We start from the raw sequence: 18,495 nt of genomic DNA on the forward strand, positions 1-18,495 counted from the left end.
GATGGTGAGCAAGGCGCCGCGTCTGCTGACGATCCCACCGGGCCGGCCCTTCCTCAGGACGCTGACGGAAGCGCTGCTCGACGGTCGCCTCACCGACGATTTTCGCTATGACCCCGCCGATCCGCTTTCTCTGGCAGGCGTCACTCTGCTCGTTCCGACCCGACGCGCAGCGCGCGTGCTGCGGTCTGAGTTCGTCGATCTGCTCGGTGGTCGCGCGGCGATCCTTCCCGACATTCGCACGCTCGGCGAGACGGATGACGACAGTGGCTTCTTCGATCTCGATGCGCCGCAGCTGATGGATCTTGCCCCGCCGGTGAGCGGCACCGTCATGCTTCTGGAACTCGCCCGGCTGATCCTTGCCTGGCGCAACCAGCTGCCGGAGATCGTCCGGTCAATCCATTCGGACACGCCGTTCGTGGCACCGGCGAGCCCGGCAGATGCCGTCTGGCTGGCACGGGCGCTGGTGGAGCTGATCGAAGCAGCCGAGACGGAAGGTTGCGACTGGACGGAATTGGAGAACCTTCAATCGGCCGACTTCGGCTCCTGGTGGCAGCTGACGCTGGAGTTTCTGAAAATTGCGACCCTGTTCTGGCCTGCACGGCTGCAGGAACTGGTGCGGTCGTCTCCGGCCCGCCACCGCGATGCGGTGCTGAGGGCCGAGGCCGAACGGTTCAGAAGACAGGGTGCTTCCGGTCCCGTCATCGTTGCGGGCTCCACCGGCTCGATCCCGGCAGCGGCCGAGCTCATTGCCGCGATTGCCGAGCTCGACCAGGGGGTCGTGGTGCTGCCCGGGCTTGATCTGGACATGCCGGACGAGGACTGGGCGAAGCTCAACGATCGCGAGATCTCCGTGATACGTCCAAGCCCTGCCGTGCGCGGGCATCCGCAATATGGCCTTGCCCATCTGCTGCGGCATATGAAACTTGAACGCGCCGATGTTCAGGCTCTCGAAGCCTCCGATCCGGCGCTCCGGGATCGAGCCGAATTTCTGTCGCGTGCCATGGCGCCCGCCGAGGCGACCGACACCTGGAAGGCCTGGCGGCAGGATATCGACGATTCACGCCTGCTCGCGGCATTTCGCGATGTCGCCCTGATCGAGACGGCCAATGAGCGCGAAGAAGCAACGGCGATTGCAATTGCGCTCCGGCTGGGGCTCGAAGAGGTTTCCGACAATCCCGAAAGCCGGGTGGCGCTGATCACGCCGGATCGCGCGCTGGCGCGGCGTGTCATGTCCGAACTCGCGCGGTTCGGGATCGAGGCGGATGATTCGGCGGGTACGCCGATGACCGGGACCCAGGCTGCCATGCTGACCCAGGTGGTGGCCGAGGCCTGCCTGCGTCCGGGCGATCCGGTGGCCATCGTCTCCCTGATCAAGCATCCTCTGGCACGGTTCGGTTTCACGGCCGAGGATATGCGCAAGGCTGCCGACGCGCTGGAACGCATCGCGCTGCGTGGCGGTCTGAAGAGCCTCGACCTTGCCGAGATGGAACCGTTGTTTGCGGAAGGGCTCGAAGCGCATCTGGCCGACCGTCACAAGCCGCAATGGCGCATCTCGATTGCGCCCGAGGAGATCGAGCTTGCTCGCCTGCTGGCGAGCCGGGTAACCAAGGCGGTCGACCCCCTCGTCTCGTCCGTCATCCGGTCGACTGACGGGCGCGTGCTGTCGCAGACATTGACGGTCAGTGACTGGGCCGAGCGCACGGGTCGGGTGCTGGAAGCCGTCACGGTCGACGAGCGCGGTGATCTGGCCGGTCTCTGGGGCGATGCGGCGGGCGAGGCTCTGGCGAGGCTCCTCGCCGAGGTGCTTGAGACGGACGGACAGATCGAGGCGGACGGCGCGCAATGGGTTGATATCCTGACGGCGCTGATGGCCGGCCAGGCGGTCAAGCCACGCGCCATGCGGCATCCCCGCGTCTTCATCTTCGGGACGCTCGAAGCGCGCCTGCAGAATGTCGACATGATGGTGATCGGCGGGATGAACGAGGGGAGCTGGCCGAGCCAGACCAAGAACAATCCCTTCCTGTCGCGCGTCATGAAGACCGAAGTCGGGCTTGAGCCGCCGGAACGGCAGATCGGCCAGGTGGCGCATGACTTCCAGATGGCCTGTGGCACGCGGAAACTGATCTTCTCGCGCTCGCTACGCCAAGGCTCTGCGCCGACGGTCGCCTCTCGCTGGCTGCAGCGTCTGATGGCTCTTGGCGGGCCCCTTCTGGAAGACGAGATGCGAAAGCGCGGACAGATCTATCGGCGCTACGCCGACCTGATCGACCAGGGCGAAAACCAGGCACCGGCACAGCGCCCCGCGCCACGACCGCGCGCAGAACTTCAGCCGCGTAGCTTCAGCTTTTCCGAGGTGGGGCGCTTCCGGCGGGACCCCTATTCCATCTATGCGCGGCGCATCCTGCGTCTCGATCCCGTCGATCCCTTCAACCAGGATCCGGGGGCGGCGGAACGCGGGACGCTCTATCACCGCATCGTCGAGCGTTTCATCCGCGAGGATCATGACCCGGCCCGGCTGGACGCGCTCGATATCCTGCACCGGATCACCGATGAGGAGTTCCTGACGGAGGCTCTGCCGCTGCACATCGATATCGTCTGGCGTCAGCGCTTCTACAGTGTCGCCTCTGCCTTTCTCAGCTGGGAGCGGCAGCGGAGACCGGAAATCAAGCGCTCGATGACGGAAGTCAGAGGCAATGTGCTGCTTCGCCCTGTTGATATCACCATTAGCGGAATAGCGGACCGGATCGATATCCGAGGCGGCGGCTTTGCCGATATCATCGACTACAAGACGGGCCTCAACCCGAGCGCCAATCAGGCGCGCAGCCTGCTTGACCCACAATTGGCGCTGGAGGCGGCGGCCCTTCTCCAAGGCGCCTTCAAGCCTGCCGGTGACGTGAAACCTCTCAATCTTGTCTATGTACGCCTGAGACCTGGCGATCGCTTTTCGGCAGACCAGGTGAACAACGAAATGGCAACGCGGGGCGACAACAAGAAGTCTGCGCTTGAGCTTGCGACGCAATCCGTTGACGAACTTGGCCGCTTCGTCCAGGCGCTGCAGAGCGGCGAGCGGGGTTATGTCTCCCGCCTCATCCCGGCGGAACAGAACGCCTATGGCGGCGAATACGACCATCTGGCGCGAGTCGCGGAGTGGTCGACGGCGGAAGCCGAGGAAGGAGCCGGCGATGAGTGATCAGCGCTTTGCCCTGGACGAGCTACCGACCGGCAGCGATCCCGCCGCCTGGCTCGGCTGGACGACGCTTGCCCAGTCGCGCGCTTCGCATCCCGGCCAGTCGGCCTGGGTGTCGGCGAATGCCGGCTCCGGCAAGACGCATGTGCTGACGCAGCGGGTGATCCGGCTGCTGCTCGCCGGCGCCCGCCCCTCATCCATTCTCTGCCTGACCTACACCAAGGCTGCGGCGTCCGAAATGTCGAACCGCGTCTTCGAGCGGCTGGCGGAATGGGCGACGCTCGATGACCGGGAACTGTCCAAGCGGATTGCGGCCATCGAGCAGAGGGAGCCGGATCGGGCGACGCTTGCGGCTGCACGGCGGCTCTTTGCCAAGGCGCTGGAAACGCCGGGTGGTCTTAAGATCCAGACGATTCACGCCTTCTGCGAAGCGTTGCTGCACCAGTTTCCCTTGGAAGCGAATGTCGCCGGGCATTTCAACGTCCTCGATGATCGCGTCGCGGTCACCGTTCTGGCCGAAGCGCGGCGATCGCTGCTGACGGCCACGTCGACGGAGAATGATGCAGCACTCGCCGAAGCTTTCTCGCAGGTCTTGAGCATTGCCGATGAAAGCGGGCTCGAAGGCTTGATTGCCGATACCGTGGCCAACCGCCATGCTGTCAGAGACTTCCGGCAGCGGGCGGAACGGACGGGAGGCCTTGATGCGACCCTGCGGAAGGGCCTCGGCATCGGGCCGCTGGAGAGCGAGACCAGCCGCGCGGAGGACTACTGGCCGCTTGCCGGTTTGTCCGGTGGCAATTTTGCCCGGTACATCCAGCTTGCCCTCGAAAAGGGCGGCGAGAAGGTGCGGGCCGTCGCGGAAGTGCTGGAACGGGCGCTGGTGGAAGCCGATCCGCTGGAGCGAGCGAAGCTTCTGGACCAGGCTTTCCTGACGGCACAGGAAGCGCCAAAGGCCGACAGCTCGCTGATTGCCGCCGCCATGACCAAGGTGGCGCCGGATCTCAAGGATGCCGTGATTGCGGCCCGGGATCATGTGGTCGCGATGCGGGACGGGCTGCGGATCTTCCGCATGTATGAGGCGACGCGGTCTGCACTGACGCTGGCCGTGCGTCTCGACACCGACTACGAGGAACTGAAGAAGCGACGGTCTCAGCTCGATTTCGAGGATCTGATCGTGCGCACCGCCCGGCTTCTGACGCGCGGCGATGTCGGCGCCTGGGTGCATTACAAGCTGGACCAGGGTATCGACCATATCCTCGTCGACGAAGCGCAGGATACGAGCCCAGTGCAATGGGATGTCATCCGGTCGCTGCGCGAAGACTTTTTCACCGGATTGAGCGCCCGGCCCGGGATCCGCACCTTCTTCGCCGTGGGCGACGAGAAGCAGTCGATCTATTCCTTCCAGGGCGCGCGCCCGGAGCAGTTCTCGCAAGAGGCGCGCCAGACCGCGCAGGCCGTGACTGAAAGCGGACAGGACTTCAACACGGTGCGTCTGCCGCTCTCCTTCCGCTCGACGCAATCGGTCCTTGCGGCCGTCGACCAGGTCTTCAGCCTGCCGGAAAACAGCCGGGGCCTCAGTGCCGGCGGCGAACCCGTCATCCACCAGTCGAGCCGCATCGGACATCCGGGGACCGTCGATGTCTGGGATATGATCGCCGCCGAAAAGCAGGAGAAGGACGAGAACTGGACCGCCCCCTTCGACGCGACGCCGGAAAGCGCCCCGTCGGCAATTCTCGCACGACGCGTGGCGCATCAGATCAGCCAGATCGTCGGACGGGAAACGATCATCGAGAAGGGCAACAAGCGGCTGATCCGCCCGGGCGATATCCTCGTGCTCGTGCGCAAGCGCGACGGCTTCGTCAATGCGCTGACCCGCGCGCTGAAACGCCCGCATAACGTACCGGTCGCTGGTGCAGACCGCCTGAAGCTGACAAGCCATATTGCCGTGCAGGACATGCTGGCGCTCGGACGTTTCCTGCTGCTGCCGGGAGACGATCTGTCTCTCGCTTCGCTGTTGAAGAGCCCACTGTTCAATCACGGCGAAGATGATTTGATGCAGCTCGCTGCCGAGCGACCGGAAGGACAGAGCCTCTGGGCGAGACTGACGGAGCAGGCTGAAACTGATGGCGCGTGGAAGAAGACCTACGACCGGCTCACCCTGTTTCTCGAACAGGCGCGGGAGTACTCCGTTCATGATTTCTATGCCCGGGTGCTCAGCGTTCATGGTGGTCGGAGGGCCTATCTCGGTCGCCTCGGCTCCGAGGTCAGCGACATCATCGACGAGTTCCTGACCTTTGCCCTCTCCTTCGAGACCAGCGGATTGCCCGGCTTGCAATCCTTCGTTTCGACGCTCGAGATGGAAGCGCCTGAGGTCAAGCGCGAACAGGACAAGGAGCGCAACGAAGTCCGGATCATGACGGTTCATGCCTCGAAGGGACTTGAGGCGCCAATCGTCTTCCTGATCGATGGCGGCTCGAAGCCCTTCAATTCGAACCATGTGGCAAAGCTGCGAATCATTGGGACGGCTGAAGGCATGCCCTTCCCGATCTGGGTGCCGTCGAAGTCGCTCGGCAATTCGATCTCCGCTGCCGACATGGATCGGCGCAAGGATCAGGCCGAGGAGGAATATCGCCGGCTGCTCTATGTCGCGATGACCCGCGCTGCCGACCGTCTGATCGTCGGTGGTTATCGCGGCGTGCAGGACACGGGCGAGATCTGGCACAAGATGATCGCGCGGGCGCTGAGCGCCGACGAAACGCGCTGCAAACAGGTCGAATTCACCGGGCCGGATGGCAGCTGGGCCGGATTGCGCTGGTCTCTCGGCGAGGCAGAGCATGATCTGCCGGTGACCGAAGAGGGCGCCGAAAGCGAGGAGAGCCACAGCCTTCCCTCGACGCTCTGGAAGCCGCTGCCGCCACCGATCAGCCTACCGAGACCGCTCAGCCCCTCCGGTGCCGGCAGCATCGTCATCGACGAAGACGAGGATGCGTTGACCGCCTCTGCGCTGTTCTCGACGACGGAAAAGGCGGATCTCGCTCTGCAGCGCGGGCGGCTCATCCATCGGATGCTGCAGAATTTGCCGAGCTTTCCGGAGGGTGACCGCCGCGAGGCAGCTGAGCGTTATGCAGAACGTGCTGCCCGGTTCTGGCCGGCAGAGCAGCGACAGAGACTGGTCTCCACCGTGATCACCGTTCTCGAAGACGAGGCGCTTCGCCCGCTGTTCGATGCCGGCAGTCGCGCGGAAGTTTCGGTCATGGGCACGATGCGGCTGAAGGGAGAATTGCGTGCGGTCTCCGGCCGGATCGACCGCATGACCGTGCTTGCCGACCGGGTGATCATCGCCGACTACAAGACCAACCGGAATCCACCACTGGAGGCGGCCCAATGCCCCCTCTCGCATCGGGTGCAGCTCGCCATCTATCGCGAGATCCTGCAGCCGCTCTATCCCGGCAAACAAGTCGAATGCTGGCTGATCTACACCGAAAACGGCAGCCTCATTCCCCTTGATGAAAGCCTTCTTCAGCGGTCCCTTGCCGACCTCGAAACATCGTGAGATACCGCATATTGAAATTGCTGCCGCGCGGCATCACATATCTAGTCAATTCCGTATTTATGAAGGGAGAGCCCCATGGCTACCGTTAAAGTCGACAAGTCCAATTTCCAGGCCGAGGTTCTCGACGCTTCCGAACCGGTCGTCGTGGATTTCTGGGCCGAATGGTGCGGCCCGTGCAAGATGATTGCACCGAGCCTCGAAGAAATCTCCAACGAACTCGCCGGCAAGGTGAAGATCGCCAAGCTCAACATCGATGAAAACCCGGAACTGGCTGCCCAGTTCGGTGTTCGCTCGATCCCGACGCTGGCCGTCTTCAAGGGTGGTGAAGTGGCCGATATCAAGGTGGGTGCGGCTCCGAAGACTGCGCTTTCCAGCTGGATCGCCGGCGCGGCATAAGCCTCACGTCATTGATGAATAAAGAAAAAGCCCGGTTACAGCCGGGCTTTTTTCATTTGGGGATGGTGCCGTTTTCGGCGAGTACATTGCCCGCCAGATAAAGCGAGCCGCCGATCATGATGCGGGGCGGAACGCCATCTTCACTGCGTTCGCGGATTGCGTCCAGCGCCTGGCCAAGCGACTCCATCGGAAGGGCCTTCAAACCAGCCTCAGCTGCCGACTGGGCAAGTGCCACCGGGTCGAGGCCAACGTCAGAGCCCGTTATCGGGACAGTGTAGACGTTATGGGCGATATCCACGAAAGCGCGGAAGAAGCCGATCGGATCCTTGGTGTTGATCATGCCGATGACCAGATGCAGCGGTCGCGCCTGGCGTTCTTCCATGGATGCCATGGCCTCCGCGATGACTTCGCCTGCGCCGGGATTGTGGCCTCCGTCGAGCCAGATTTCAGCGCCGGCCGGCGCACGCTCCACCAGCCGACCCTCGGTGAGCTTCTGCAGGCGGCCCGGCCATTCGACCGACAGCATGGCCTTTTCGGCAATCTCTTCGGTGACGGAGTAGCCGGCTGCCTTGACCGCACGGATGGCGGTTGCGGCATTGCCGATCTGGTGCCGACCCGGCAGACGCGGCAGCGGCAGGTCCATCAGACCGAATTCGTCCTGGTAGACGAGCCGTCCGAATTCTTCGTACGCCAGGAAATCCTGGGCGAAGACGGTGAGAGGACAGCCGAGGCGTTCGGCCGTGCTGATCAGCACATCCTTGGCGCCGTCGAACTCCTGGTGTCCAATCACGACGGGGACGCCGCGCTTCATGATTCCGGCCTTTTCGGCGGCGATCAGTTCGACGCGATCGCCGAGATAGGCCTGATGATCGAGCGAGATCGGCTGGATGATGCAGACAGCCGGCTTTTCGACGACATTGGTGGCGTCGAAGCGGCCGCCAAGACCGACCTCCAGCACGACGACGTCGGCAGGCTGTTCGGAAAAGAGAATGAATGTCACCGCCGTCAGGATCTCGAAGACGGTGATCGGTTTGCCGCCGTTTGCCTCGGCAACGCGGCGCAGAGCATCGGCAAACAGTTCATCGTCGACGATCTGACCGGGGCCACCCTTTACGCCGATGCGATAGCGCTCATGCCAGCGCACCAGATGCGGTGAGGTGTGGACGTGGACGGACAGGCCCTGGGCCTCCAGAAGCGCCCGGCAAAAGGCCGAGGCCGACCCCTTGCCGTTTGTGCCGGCCACATGAATGACCGGCGGCAGCTTCAGATGCGGGTTACCCAGAACCTCAAGGAGGCGGCGGATACGGTCGAGCGACAGATCGTAGCCCTTGGGGTGCAGCCCCATGAGTTTTTCGATCTCGGCATCGGCCTGGCTGACGATGGGGGCTGTCATCACTTTCGTTCCGCGACCGCGGCCTCACAGAAAACGCGGCTCAGGCCGAGGCCTTCTCGACCGGCTCTGCCACCTTCGCAGGGACCGCCGTGTCGTTGGCAGGGCGCTTGGTCATGATCTTCAGGACGCGCGCGAGCGTGTCAGGAATGTCGTGACGCTTGACGACCATGTCGACCATGCCGTGTTCCAGTAGGTATTCAGAGGTCTGGAAGCCTTCCGGCAACTTCTCGCGGATCGTCTGCTCGATAACGCGCTTGCCGGCAAAGCAGATCTCGGCACCTGGCTCTGCAATGTGGAGGTCGCCCAGCATGGCGTAAGAGGCCGTTACGCCGCCCGTAGTCGGGTTGGTGAGGACGACGATGTAGGGCTGGCCGGCTTCCTTCAGCATGTCGACGGCAACCGTGGTGCGCGGCAGCTGCATCAGCGAGAGGATACCCTCCTGCATGCGGGCGCCACCCGAAGCCGGGAACATGACCAGCGGGCACTTTTCCTTGATGGCGCGTTCGAAGGCCTTCACGATCGCTTCGCCAGCGGCAATGCCGAGCGAACCGCCCATGAAGTTGAACTCGTGGACGACGGCAACGAGCTTCAGGCCCTGCACCGTGCCGACGCCGGCAACGATCGTGTCTTCCTGATCCGTCTTCACGCGGCTGTCACGAAGACGGTCGGTGTATTTCTTGGAATCGCGGAACTTCAGCGGATCCTGCGCAACTTTCGGCTGCGGCAGGGCTTCGAAATGGCCACCGTCGAAGAGATCGATCAGGCGCGACTTTGCCGGCATCTTCATGTGATAGCCGGAAGCCGGGATCACCCACTTGTTCTCTTCCAAGTCCTTGTGGAAGACCATCTCGCCCGTTTCCGGGCACTTGATCCAGAGGTTTTCCGGAACTTCGCGGCGGCCCAGCATGGAATTGATGCGCGGGCGCACATAGTTGGTGATCCAGTTCACGCGGCTTACTCCTGATATTTAAAGCCCATATGGGGTGCTTATTCGGCAGCAGCAAGGCGTGCAGACCGCACGCCGGTTGCCAGTCCGCGCACCAGCGTGGCGACGGCCTGAACCGTATCCGCCGTCGCTTTGCCATCGGCTGTGAGATTTGTAGCAACCTGATTGACGATCGCGGTCCCAACCACGACGCCATCGGCATTGGCGCCGATCAGGCGGGCATGCTCGGCAGTCTTGACGCCGAAGCCGACGCAGATAGGCAGGTCCGTATGCGCCTTGATGCGCTGGACGGCACCGGCAACACGGGAGGGATCCGGCAGTGCCGAACCGGTGATGCCGTTCATCGAGACGTAATAGACGAAGCCCGAGGTGTTCTTGAGAACAGTGGGCAAACGCTTGTCGTCGGTTGTCGGGGTTGCCAGACGGATGAAGTTGATGTCACGGCTGCGGGCCGGGATGCAGAGTTCGTCATCCATTTCCGGCGGCAGATCGACAACGATCAGGCCATCGATGCCGGCAGCCAATGCGTCGTCAAGGAAACGCTCGACGCCATAGACGTAGATCGGGTTGTAGTAACCCATCATGACGATCGGCGTTTCATTGTCCGTCTTGCGGAATTCACGCGCCAGATCGAGCGTGCGAACGAGGGTTTGGCCGGCTTTGAGGGCCCGCTGGCCGGCAAGCTGGATCGCCGGGCCATCGGCCATGGGATCCGAGAAGGGCATGCCGAGCTCGATAACGTCGGCGCCGGCTTCCGGCAGAGCCTTCATGATCGCGAGCGACGTGTCGTAGTCCGGATCGCCACCCATGAAATAGGTGACGAGAGCCGGGCGGCCTTCTGCTTTCAGTGCAGCGAAACGTTGGTCCATACGCGCAGTCATGATCAGAGCCCCATACCGAGAATCTTGCCGACAGTGAAGATATCCTTGTCGCCGCGGCCGCAGAGGTTCATCACAATGATCTGGTCCTTGTCCATCTTCGGGGCGCGCTTGACGACTTCGGCGAGCGCATGGCTCGGCTCGAGCGCCGGGATGATGCCTTCGGTGCGCGTCAGCAGCTGGAAGGCGGCGAGCGCCTCGTCGTCCCTGATCGGAACGTATTCGACGCGGCCCATATCCTTCAGCCAGGAATGCTCCGGGCCAATACCCGGATAATCGAGGCCGGCGGAGATCGAGTGACCTTCCTTGATCTGGCCGTCGCCGTCCTGCAGCAGATAGGTGCGGTTGCCATGCAGGACGCCGGGCGTACCTGCGGTCAGCGAAGCGCAGTGCTCCTCGCCTTCGAGACCCTTGCCACCGGCTTCGACGCCAACGATGCGGACACTCTCGTCATCCAGGAAGGGATGGAAGAGGCCGATCGCGTTCGAACCACCACCGACGGCAGCAATCAGCATGTCCGGCAGGCGGCCTTCCGCAGCCAGCATCTGCTCGCGCGTTTCGCGGCCGATGACCGACTGGAAGTCGCGGACCATTTCCGGATAGGGATGAGGGCCGGCGGCTGTGCCGATCATATAATAGGTATCGTCGACATTGGTGACCCAGTCGCGCAACGCCTCGTTCATCGCGTCCTTGAGGGTGCCATGGCCAGAGGTAACCGGCTTCACCTCGGCACCGAGCAGCTTCATGCGGAAAACGTTCGGCGCCTGGCGCTCGACGTCGGTCGCGCCCATGTAGACGACGCAAGGGATGCCGAAGCGAGCGGCGACCGTGGCAGAGGCCACACCATGCTGGCCGGCGCCGGTTTCAGCGATGATACGGGTCTTGCCCATGCGCTTGGCGAGCAGGATCTGGCCGAGGCAGTTGTTGATCTTGTGCGAACCGGTGTGGTTCAGCTCATCGCGCTTGAAGTAGATCTTTGCGCCACCGAGTTCTTCGGTCAGACGCTCGGCGAAATAGAGCGGGCTTGGGCGACCGGTATAATGGGTGTTGAGATGCGCCAGTTCGGCCTGGAATTCCGGATCCGTTTTCGCCTTTTCCCATTCCGCCTGCAGGTCCAGGATCAGCGGCATCAGCGTCTCGGCGACGAAACGGCCACCGAAGATGCCGAAGCGGCCGTCTTCGTCTGGACCTTCACGGAAGGAATTGGGTTTCGGTGACTGGTTCACTTGACACTCCCTGAAACCGGCTGTGCACGACTTGCCTCGGCAACGGCCGCAAAAAACTCATCCATTATCTGCAGATCCTTGACGCCCGGCGCAGATTCCACGCCAGAGGATACGTCGATTGCCCGTGCTCCGGTTTCCCGCAGGGCCTCTGCGATATTGGCCTTGTTGAGGCCTCCGGAAAGCATGTAATCGACGCTGTCGTCAAGCGAACGCAAGAGACGCCAATCGAAGGTGACGCCATTGCCGCCGGGCAAATCGGAGCCCACAGGCGGTTTGGCATCGAAGAGAAAACGATCGGCAATCCCGATATAGGGCTCGATACGCCTCAGGTCATCGGCATCGCGAATGGAAAATGCCTTCATAATCGGAAGACCGGTGACCGCCTTGACTGTCAGCAGCCGTTCCGGGCTTTCGTGGCCATGGAACTGCAGGATATCAGGACGCATAAGCGCAATAATCTCGTCGAGATCGTCATTATCTGCATCGACTGTCACCGCGACGCTTTTCACCCGGCCGCGAACGCGGTCTGCGAGCACACCTGCGATATCAGGCTCGATGTTGCGCGGGCTCTTTTCAAAGAAGATGAAGCCGATATGGCTCGCGCCGCGGTCGGCCGCACGATCGACCGCCTCCGGCGTCTTCAGTCCGCAGATCTTGATATCGGGTCTCATGGCAGCGAAGTCGCACGAAATCAAAAAAGAGTCGAGCCAATTTGCGACAGAGGCTGAAAGGTCGCGGGGTCAATCAGTCGAAGTCTATGGCATGAAGGGCCGAGCCATGACGCTTCAGCCAGGACTTCGCTTCGTCCATGGGTGGGCAGAGCTCCTTGCAAAGTGCCCAGAAGGCCGGACCGTGGTTCATCTCCCGCAAATGCGCAACCTCGTGGGCAGCGAGATAGTCGATGACCAGAGGCGGCGCCATGACAATGCGCCAGGAGAAGCTCAGCTTGCCGTCCCAGGAACAGGATCCCCATCTGCTGCGGGTATCCTTCAGCGTCATGCTTTTGACTGGCTTGCCGACATTTCTGGCATGCAGAGCCACGAGGCGCTCGAGGTCATGGCGTGCTTCCTTCTTGAGGAAATCGGCGACGCGCCTCGGCAAATGGTCCTCAAGGCCGCTGACGCTGAGGACATGGCCAATCTCGCTGTCGATCGATTGGGTCAGGCCGCGCAACTGACCTGTATGGACGATACGATGGGGAATGCCTCGGAGTAGAATGTCTCCGCCATCCTCAATGGCGCCGACCGTTTTCTGGCGCTTGAGCTTGGTGCTGAGCCAGCCCTGGTGGCGATCGAGAAAGTCATCGATGTCCCGTTCGCGCAGCCCTGGCGGAATTGTCATCTTCAAAGCGCGCCCGCCGGGCTCGATCCTGAGCGTGATGCGGGTCGCGCGGCTGTTCTTTCTGATGGTCAGCGGAATGGACCGTCCATCCACGGCAATCGCCCGCTCCAGCTGGATCGCCGGGGCTCTCTGCGGTGTCAGCTTTTTAAGCAGGGGAAACATGCGTGTGTTCTAGCCGATTCGGGAGCTCTTCTTGCAATAAAAAAGGCCGGCGCAAGTGCGCCGACCCCGGTTGCGACAGGATGGCTCGACCGGTCAGTTGCCGGTGAAACCCTGGGCGGGACCGCCCTCGCCTGAAGTCTTCATCTGCTGACGGTCGCGCATGAAGCGGTCGAACTCTTCCTGGTCCTTCGCCCGGCGCAGTTCGCGGGCGTAGTTGTCGAATTCGGCGCGCATTTCATCGAGACGGCGACGTTCTGCGTCGAGACGCTCGAGTTCTGTCTTGCGCCAGTCGTCGAAAGCGACGTTGCCGGTGGAGGCAGGCGCAGTGTAGCTGTTGGAGCGGCACCAGGCGAAGGCACTATCCGCCTTCTGGTTGGCTTCCCGCTTGAAGCTCTGGAACTTCTCGCCGAACAGGATGTAGGCAAGCATGGCCAGACCGAGCGGCCAGAAGACCATGAAGCCGAGCACCATCAAGGCGACGGTTGCCGGAGTCCAATCCGGCCGAAGCAGTGCTGACTGGTTCATCATCGATAACCTCGTTTTGCGCGGACAGCGGAATGCCGTCCGATGGTTTCGATGTGGGAAATGCCGCCCTGCCCTTCAAGAAAGAAGCGGACCCAATCGGAGAACCGACTGAATCCGCTTCTTAAATTCGGAATGACGAAAATGTCAGAGAGCCTTGCCGCCCTTGATGACGCGCTTGACCGGAGTGGTGGTCTTGGCCTTCTTGCCGTGTGTGCGGGCGAATTCGACAATGCGCGGCGCGATTTCGCGACGGAAACGCGAGCCATTGAAGACGCCGTAGTGGCCAACGTCCGGCTGCATGTAATGCAGGCGCATATCATCGGGAATGTTGGTGCAGATTGTCTGCGCCGCCTTGGTCTGACCGAGACCCGAGATGTCGTCGTTTTCGCCTTCGACTGTCAAAAGCGCGACGTTGCGGATCGCTGTCGTGTCGACGCGCTTGTTGCGATGCATCATCTCACCCTTGGGCAGGGAGTGCTTGATGAACACCGTCTCGACGGTCTGAAGATAGAATTCCGCCGTGAGGTCCATGACCGCCAGATATTCATCGTAGAAGTCGCGGTGCTTCTCGGCCGGTTCCCCGTCGTTCTTGACGAGGTGCATGTAAAACTCCTTGTGCGCAATCATGTGCCGATCAAGGTTCATCGACATAAATCCCGAGAGCTGCAGGAAGCCCGGATAGACCTGACGCATGAAGCCGGGCTGCGGCCACGGCACCTGCATGATGACGTTGTCGCGGAACCATTCGAGCGGCTTGTCCTGGGCCAGTTGATTGACGGCCGTCGGGTTGATGCGCGTGTCGATGGGGCCACCCATGAGTGTCATCGAGGACGGTGCGCAGACGTCCCCCTCACCTTCCATGACGGCGACGGCGGCCAGCACGGGAACGGAGGGCTGACAGACTGCGACCACATGGGTGTCAGGACCGAGGTGATGAAGGATGTCGATGACGTAGTCGATATAGTCGTCGAGATCGAAATCGCCTTCGGTCACCGGCACCATACGGGCATCGATCCAGTCGGTGATGTAAAGGTCCGCACTCGGCAGCAGTGCCTCGACCGTCCCACGGAGCAAGGTCGCGTAGTGGCCCGACATGGGTGCGACGATGAGGATGCGCGGACCCTTTTCGGTGCCGGCTGGAAGATGGCGCTTGAAATGGATCAGGTCGCAGAAAGGCTTGCGCCAGACGATTTCTTCCTCGACCGTGACGCTTTCATCCCCGATCCTGGTTGTCGGGAGGCCGAAGGCGGGCTTGCCATAGCGGCGCGTCACACGTTCGAAAACTTCAAAGCCCGCTGAGAATGAACGCCCGACGACCGTATGGGACCAAGGGTTGAGCGGGTTTCTCCATGCCAGGTTCATCGCGTCCGCTGTTGCCCGGAATGGCGCCATGAATGCATGGTTCAGTTCATAGAGCTGATAGAACATGGGTTCTGTACCTTTTTGTCGGACCAGAGGGTCCTCGTTCATTCGCTACACTAACAGACTTTGTGCATCGCAAAAGCCCGGATTATCCCTCCTTTCGCAGCACATAAAGTCTCATGACTTCGGATGATGTTGGAAAAGCCTTAAGGTTCCCTCCCCTCGATGGGGTTAATCAACGATCACAGTGTTCACCCGAATTTGCAGCCGCGACCCTTTCCGAGGCTTGCGAATTGATGTTTGTTCCATCCGTCATCCCAAGACATGTGTGAAGGAACACCATGACCAGCAGCAATCACCGCCAGTCCGAATACAATGTCGATCCGATCTTTCTCGATCGATGGTCGCCGCGTGCCTTTGATGGCAGCACGATGCCGAAGGAAGATCTCCTGACCATCCTCGATGCTGCGCATTGGGCGCCGTCAGCGTTCAACTACCAGCCCTGGCGCTTCATCTACGCCCTGAAGGGAACACCTGAGTTCGACAAGTTTCTCGATATCTTGATCGAGTTCAACCAGGGTTGGGCCAAGAATGCCGCGGCCCTCGTCTTCATCTTTTCCGACACGCTGAGCCGTCCGGCTGATGGTTCGGAGCCGAAGTCCTATCGCAGCCACAGTTTCGACGCGGGTGCTGCCTGGGGTCTGCTCTCTGTTCAGGCCATGAAGTCGGGCTATTTCGCCCACGCGATGACCGGCTTCGACTTCGATCGGGCCGTCTCCGAGCTGGGCGCGCCTGATGGTTTCCACATCAACGCAGCGGTGGCCATCGGCAAGCTGGGTGACAAGGAAGCGCTGCCGGAAGGTCTGCGTTCGAAGGAAACGCCGAATGGTCGCAAGGCTCTGGCTGAAGTGGCATTCGAGGGACGTTTCTGAGCCCGCGCATTCATGGTTTCACGTGAATCACGTTAACCATCTCAACAACGAAACCTGTTGATCAAGAAAAAGGGCCGCTCCCGAGGAGCGGCCCTTTTGATTTGCATCTGCAGATCTCAGATGTCGAGGTTGGCGACGCTGAGCGCGTTGTCCTGAATGAACTCGCGGCGAGGTTCGACCTCGTCGCCCATGAGGCGCGAGAACAGGCCGTCGGCGTCGGTCGCGTCGTTGACCCGGACCTGAAGTAGAGAGCGTACGTTCGGATCGAGCGTGGTTTCCCAGAGCTGCTCGGCATTCATTTCGCCCAAGCCCTTGTATCGCTGCATGGAAAGGCCCTTGCGGCCGGTCGCAAAGATCGAATCAAGAAGGGCGCGCGGGCCGGACATGTCGCTACGGCCGTCCTTACGGGTGAGAACCGGCGGTTCGGAGTAGATCTCGCGCAGGCGGGCGGACATCTGATCCATGTGGCGAGCGTCCGCCGAACCGATGAGGGCGACATCGACTGAGGCCACTTCCTTGACGCCGCGGACCATACGCTCGAAGCGAAGGCCGCCTTCGTCGGTGACGAAGCCCTGCCAGCCACGTTCGGTGTCTTCGGCGATCATGTCGAGACGGCTCGCGACCAGCGCTGCGGTCGCCTCGGCCTGCTGGCGGTTGCCTGTCAGTTCCGGGTTCAGCGCGCCGGCGATGGCAGCCTGCTCGATGACATTCCGGTTGTAGCGGGAATGCAGACCGTCGATCAGTGACCGCAGACGCAACGCGTCCTGGATCACGTCGCGCAGGTCCTGGCCGGCGCGGACTTCACCATTGGCGAGCGTCAGCGTTGCCTCTTCGAGACCCATGGTGATCAGATAGTCTTCCAGCGCCTTCTCGTCCTTCAGGTACTGGACGGACTTGCCGCGCGAGACCTTATAGAGCGGCGGCTGGGCGATGTAGAGATGGCCACGCTCGATGAGCTCCGGCATCTGACGGAAGAAGAATGTCAGCAGAAGCGTTCTGATATGTGCGCCGTCGACGTCAGCATCGGTCATGATGATGATCTTGTGGTAGCGCAGCTTGTCGGCGTTGAACTCGTCCTTGCCGATGGATGTGCCGAGCGCTGTGATCAGCGTGCCGATTTCCTGGCTCGAGAGCATCTTGTCGAAGCGGGCGCGCTCGACGTTGAGGATCTTACCACGCAGCGGCAGGATCGCCTGGTTTTCGCGCGAACGGCCCTGCTTCGCGGAGCCACCTGCCGAGTCACCCTCGACGAGGAAGAGTTCGGATTTGGCCGGATCGCGCTCGGAGCAGTCGGCGAGCTTGCCGGGCAGAGAAGCGATATCGAGTGCGCCCTTGCGGCGGGTGAGTTCACGCGCCTTGCGGGCGGCTTCGCGGGCAACAGCGGCCTCGACCACCTTGCCGACAAGGATCTTGGCTTCCGTCGGGTGTTCCTCGAACCAGGTGCTGAGCGCTTCGTTGACGAGGTTTTCGACGACCGGGCGTACCTCGGACGAAACGAGCTTGTCTTTCGTCTGGGACGAGAACTTCGGATCCGGTACCTTTACCGAGAGGACGGCCGAAAGACCTTCGCGGCAGTCTTCACCCTGCAGCGACACCTTCTCCTTCTTGGTGATCCCCGAGCTATCCGCATAGGACGTCACCTGACGGGTCAGAGCGGCGCGGAAGCCGGCCATATGGGTGCCGCCGTCGCGTTGGGGAATATTGTTGGTGAAGCAGAGCACATTCTCGTGGTAGCTGTCATTCCACCACATGGCGACTTCGACGGTGATCCCATCCTTCTCACCCTTGATGGCGACAGGCTTGTCGACGAGCGGCTTCTTGGAGCGATCGAGATAGCGGACAAAGGCTTCCAGACCGCCGTCATAGAGCATCTCTTCCTGGCGGATGTCGGACTTGCGCTTGTCGGTCAGAAGAATGCGGACACCGGAATTCAGGAAGGCGAGCTCGCGAAGGCGATGCTCGAGCGTTCCATAGTCGAAATCGACCTTGGTGAAGGTCTCGGTGCTCGGCAGGAAGGTGACTTCCGTTCCCGAACGGCCCTCATATTCACCGATCACCTTCAGTGGACCGTCGGCTACGCCATGGGTAAAAGTGATTTCATGCAGCTTGTTGTTGCGGCGGATCTTCAGGGTGAGTTTGACCGATAGCGCATTGACGACGGATACGCCGACGCCGTGCAGACCGCCTGATACCTTGTAGGAATTCTGGTCGAACTTACCGCCAGCATGCAGCTGGGTCATGATGACCTCGGCAGCCGAAACGCCTTCGCCGGTATGGATATCCGTTGGAATGCCACGACCGTTGTCGGTTACCGTGACCGAACCATCCGCGTTCAAGGTGACCGTGACGATGTCAGCGTGACCAGCCAAGGCCTCATCGATCGCGTTGTCGACGACTTCATAGACCATGTGGTGAAGGCCCGAGCCGTCGTCGGTATCACCGATATACATGCCGGGGCGCTTGCGGACGGCGTCCAGTCCCTTCAGAACCTTGATCGAGTCAGCGCCATATTCGGCCGGTGCATCATTTTCCGCGATCGGCAAGTCGGTCATTCAGCAATCTTTCCAGTCAATTCTCAAAGGCCCGGCTGATTC

13 protein-coding genes are annotated in these 18,495 nt (G+C 61.6%); 4 read left to right on the forward strand and 9 right to left on the reverse strand.

Annotation, left to right across the window (positions count from 1 at the left end; genetic code table 11):
• The first annotated feature begins 1 nt into the window (after position 1).
• From addB to trxA, 3 genes are all read left to right on the forward strand, one after another.
• A complete protein-coding gene (gene addB, locus BSY240_RS14065; protein WP_069042719.1) occupies positions 2-3,190 on the forward strand; it encodes a double-strand break repair protein AddB in 3,189 nt (1,062 codons plus the stop codon).
• The gene (addA, locus tag BSY240_RS14070; RefSeq protein WP_069042720.1) at positions 3,183-6,740 is read left to right on the forward strand and encodes a double-strand break repair helicase AddA; all 3,558 of its coding nucleotides are present in this window, start codon (positions 3,183-3,185) and stop codon (positions 6,738-6,740) included. The genes addB and addA overlap by 8 nt, the downstream gene beginning before the upstream one ends.
• A 75-nt stretch (positions 6,741-6,815) precedes the next feature.
• Positions 6,816-7,136, forward strand: coding sequence for a thioredoxin (trxA, locus tag BSY240_RS14075; RefSeq protein ID WP_069042721.1), 321 nt, complete (start codon positions 6,816-6,818; stop codon positions 7,134-7,136).
• A gap of 52 nt (positions 7,137-7,188) precedes the next feature.
• On the opposite strand, the gene BSY240_RS14080 is transcribed toward trxA, so the two are convergent.
• The 8 genes from BSY240_RS14080 to BSY240_RS14115 all read right to left on the reverse strand — a co-directional run bounded on the left by BSY240_RS14080 (position 7,189) and on the right by BSY240_RS14115 (position 15,035).
• Entirely contained in the window at positions 7,189-8,529 is a 1,341-nt protein-coding gene (locus BSY240_RS14080; protein ID WP_054149996.1) for a bifunctional folylpolyglutamate synthase/dihydrofolate synthase, read from the reverse strand.
• A 40-nt stretch (positions 8,530-8,569) separates the two neighbouring features.
• On the reverse strand, positions 8,570-9,478 hold the full coding sequence (accD, locus tag BSY240_RS14085; protein WP_069042722.1) for an acetyl-CoA carboxylase, carboxyltransferase subunit beta: 909 nt from the start codon (positions 9,476-9,478) through the stop codon (positions 8,570-8,572).
• 38 nt (positions 9,479-9,516) lie between these two features.
• Positions 9,517-10,356 carry a tryptophan synthase subunit alpha gene (trpA, locus tag BSY240_RS14090; RefSeq protein WP_069042723.1) on the reverse strand — a complete coding sequence of 280 codons (840 nt, stop codon included), beginning with the start codon at positions 10,354-10,356 and terminating at the stop codon, positions 9,517-9,519.
• Positions 10,357-10,358: 2 nt separating this feature from the next.
• Positions 10,359-11,579: a tryptophan synthase subunit beta gene (gene trpB / locus BSY240_RS14095; protein WP_054149999.1), complete on the reverse strand. Its 1,221-nt coding sequence runs from the start codon at positions 11,577-11,579 to the stop codon at positions 10,359-10,361.
• The gene (locus tag BSY240_RS14100; RefSeq protein WP_054150000.1) at positions 11,576-12,250 is read right to left on the reverse strand and encodes a phosphoribosylanthranilate isomerase; all 675 of its coding nucleotides are present in this window, start codon (positions 12,248-12,250) and stop codon (positions 11,576-11,578) included. Before BSY240_RS14100 ends, trpB begins: the two co-directional genes overlap by 4 nt.
• A 73-nt stretch (positions 12,251-12,323) precedes the next feature.
• Positions 12,324-13,082 (reverse strand): M48 family metallopeptidase, encoded by a 759-nt coding sequence (locus tag BSY240_RS14105; RefSeq protein ID WP_069042724.1) that lies wholly within the window; start codon positions 13,080-13,082, stop codon positions 12,324-12,326.
• Positions 13,083-13,175: 93 nt separating this feature from the next.
• Positions 13,176-13,607 (reverse strand): DUF2852 domain-containing protein, encoded by a 432-nt coding sequence (locus tag BSY240_RS14110; RefSeq protein WP_069043984.1) that lies wholly within the window; start codon positions 13,605-13,607, stop codon positions 13,176-13,178.
• A 144-nt stretch (positions 13,608-13,751) separates the two neighbouring features.
• Positions 13,752-15,035, reverse strand: coding sequence for a polyhydroxyalkanoate depolymerase (locus tag BSY240_RS14115; RefSeq protein WP_069042725.1), 1,284 nt, complete (start codon positions 15,033-15,035; stop codon positions 13,752-13,754).
• A gap of 275 nt (positions 15,036-15,310) precedes the next feature.
• Between BSY240_RS14115 and BSY240_RS14120 the strand changes: the two genes are divergently transcribed.
• Complete coding sequence (locus BSY240_RS14120; RefSeq protein WP_069042726.1) at positions 15,311-15,901, forward strand: nitroreductase family protein; 591 nt, start codon at positions 15,311-15,313, stop codon at positions 15,899-15,901.
• Between the two features lie 116 nt (positions 15,902-16,017).
• Here BSY240_RS14120 and gyrB read toward each other — a convergent pair whose 3' ends face one another.
• The gene (gene gyrB, locus BSY240_RS14125) at positions 16,018-18,453 is read right to left on the reverse strand and encodes a DNA topoisomerase (ATP-hydrolyzing) subunit B (RefSeq protein ID WP_054150004.1); all 2,436 of its coding nucleotides are present in this window, start codon (positions 18,451-18,453) and stop codon (positions 16,018-16,020) included.
• Between the last annotated feature and the right edge of the window lie 42 nt (positions 18,454-18,495).

It is taken from the genome of Agrobacterium sp. RAC06 (genome assembly GCF_001713475.1).
GTDB lineage: Bacteria > Pseudomonadota > Alphaproteobacteria > Rhizobiales > Rhizobiaceae > Allorhizobium.

Excerpts from the sequence above, each read along its gene's own strand:
- addB (WP_069042719.1), top strand. The coding sequence starts at position 2 with ATGGTGAGCAAGGCGCCGCGTCTGCTGACGATCCCACCGGGCCGGCCC.
- BSY240_RS14120 (WP_069042726.1), top strand. The coding sequence starts at position 15,311 with ATGACCAGCAGCAATCACCGCCAGTCCGAATACAATGTCGATCCGATC.
- BSY240_RS14080 (WP_054149996.1), bottom strand. The coding sequence starts at position 8,529 with ATGACAGCCCCCATCGTCAGCCAGGCCGATGCCGAGATCGAAAAACTC.
- gyrB (WP_054150004.1), bottom strand. The coding sequence starts at position 18,453 with ATGACCGACTTGCCGATCGCGGAAAATGATGCACCGGCCGAATATGGC.
- addA (WP_069042720.1), top strand. The coding sequence starts at position 3,183 with ATGAGTGATCAGCGCTTTGCCCTGGACGAGCTACCGACCGGCAGCGAT.
- BSY240_RS14115 (WP_069042725.1), bottom strand. The coding sequence starts at position 15,035 with ATGTTCTATCAGCTCTATGAACTGAACCATGCATTCATGGCGCCATTC.
- trxA (WP_069042721.1), top strand. The coding sequence starts at position 6,816 with ATGGCTACCGTTAAAGTCGACAAGTCCAATTTCCAGGCCGAGGTTCTC.
- trpA (WP_069042723.1), bottom strand. The coding sequence starts at position 10,356 with ATGACTGCGCGTATGGACCAACGTTTCGCTGCACTGAAAGCAGAAGGC.
- BSY240_RS14100 (WP_054150000.1), bottom strand. The coding sequence starts at position 12,250 with ATGAGACCCGATATCAAGATCTGCGGACTGAAGACGCCGGAGGCGGTC.
- BSY240_RS14105 (WP_069042724.1), bottom strand. The coding sequence starts at position 13,082 with ATGTTTCCCCTGCTTAAAAAGCTGACACCGCAGAGAGCCCCGGCGATC.
- BSY240_RS14110 (WP_069043984.1), bottom strand. The coding sequence starts at position 13,607 with ATGAACCAGTCAGCACTGCTTCGGCCGGATTGGACTCCGGCAACCGTC.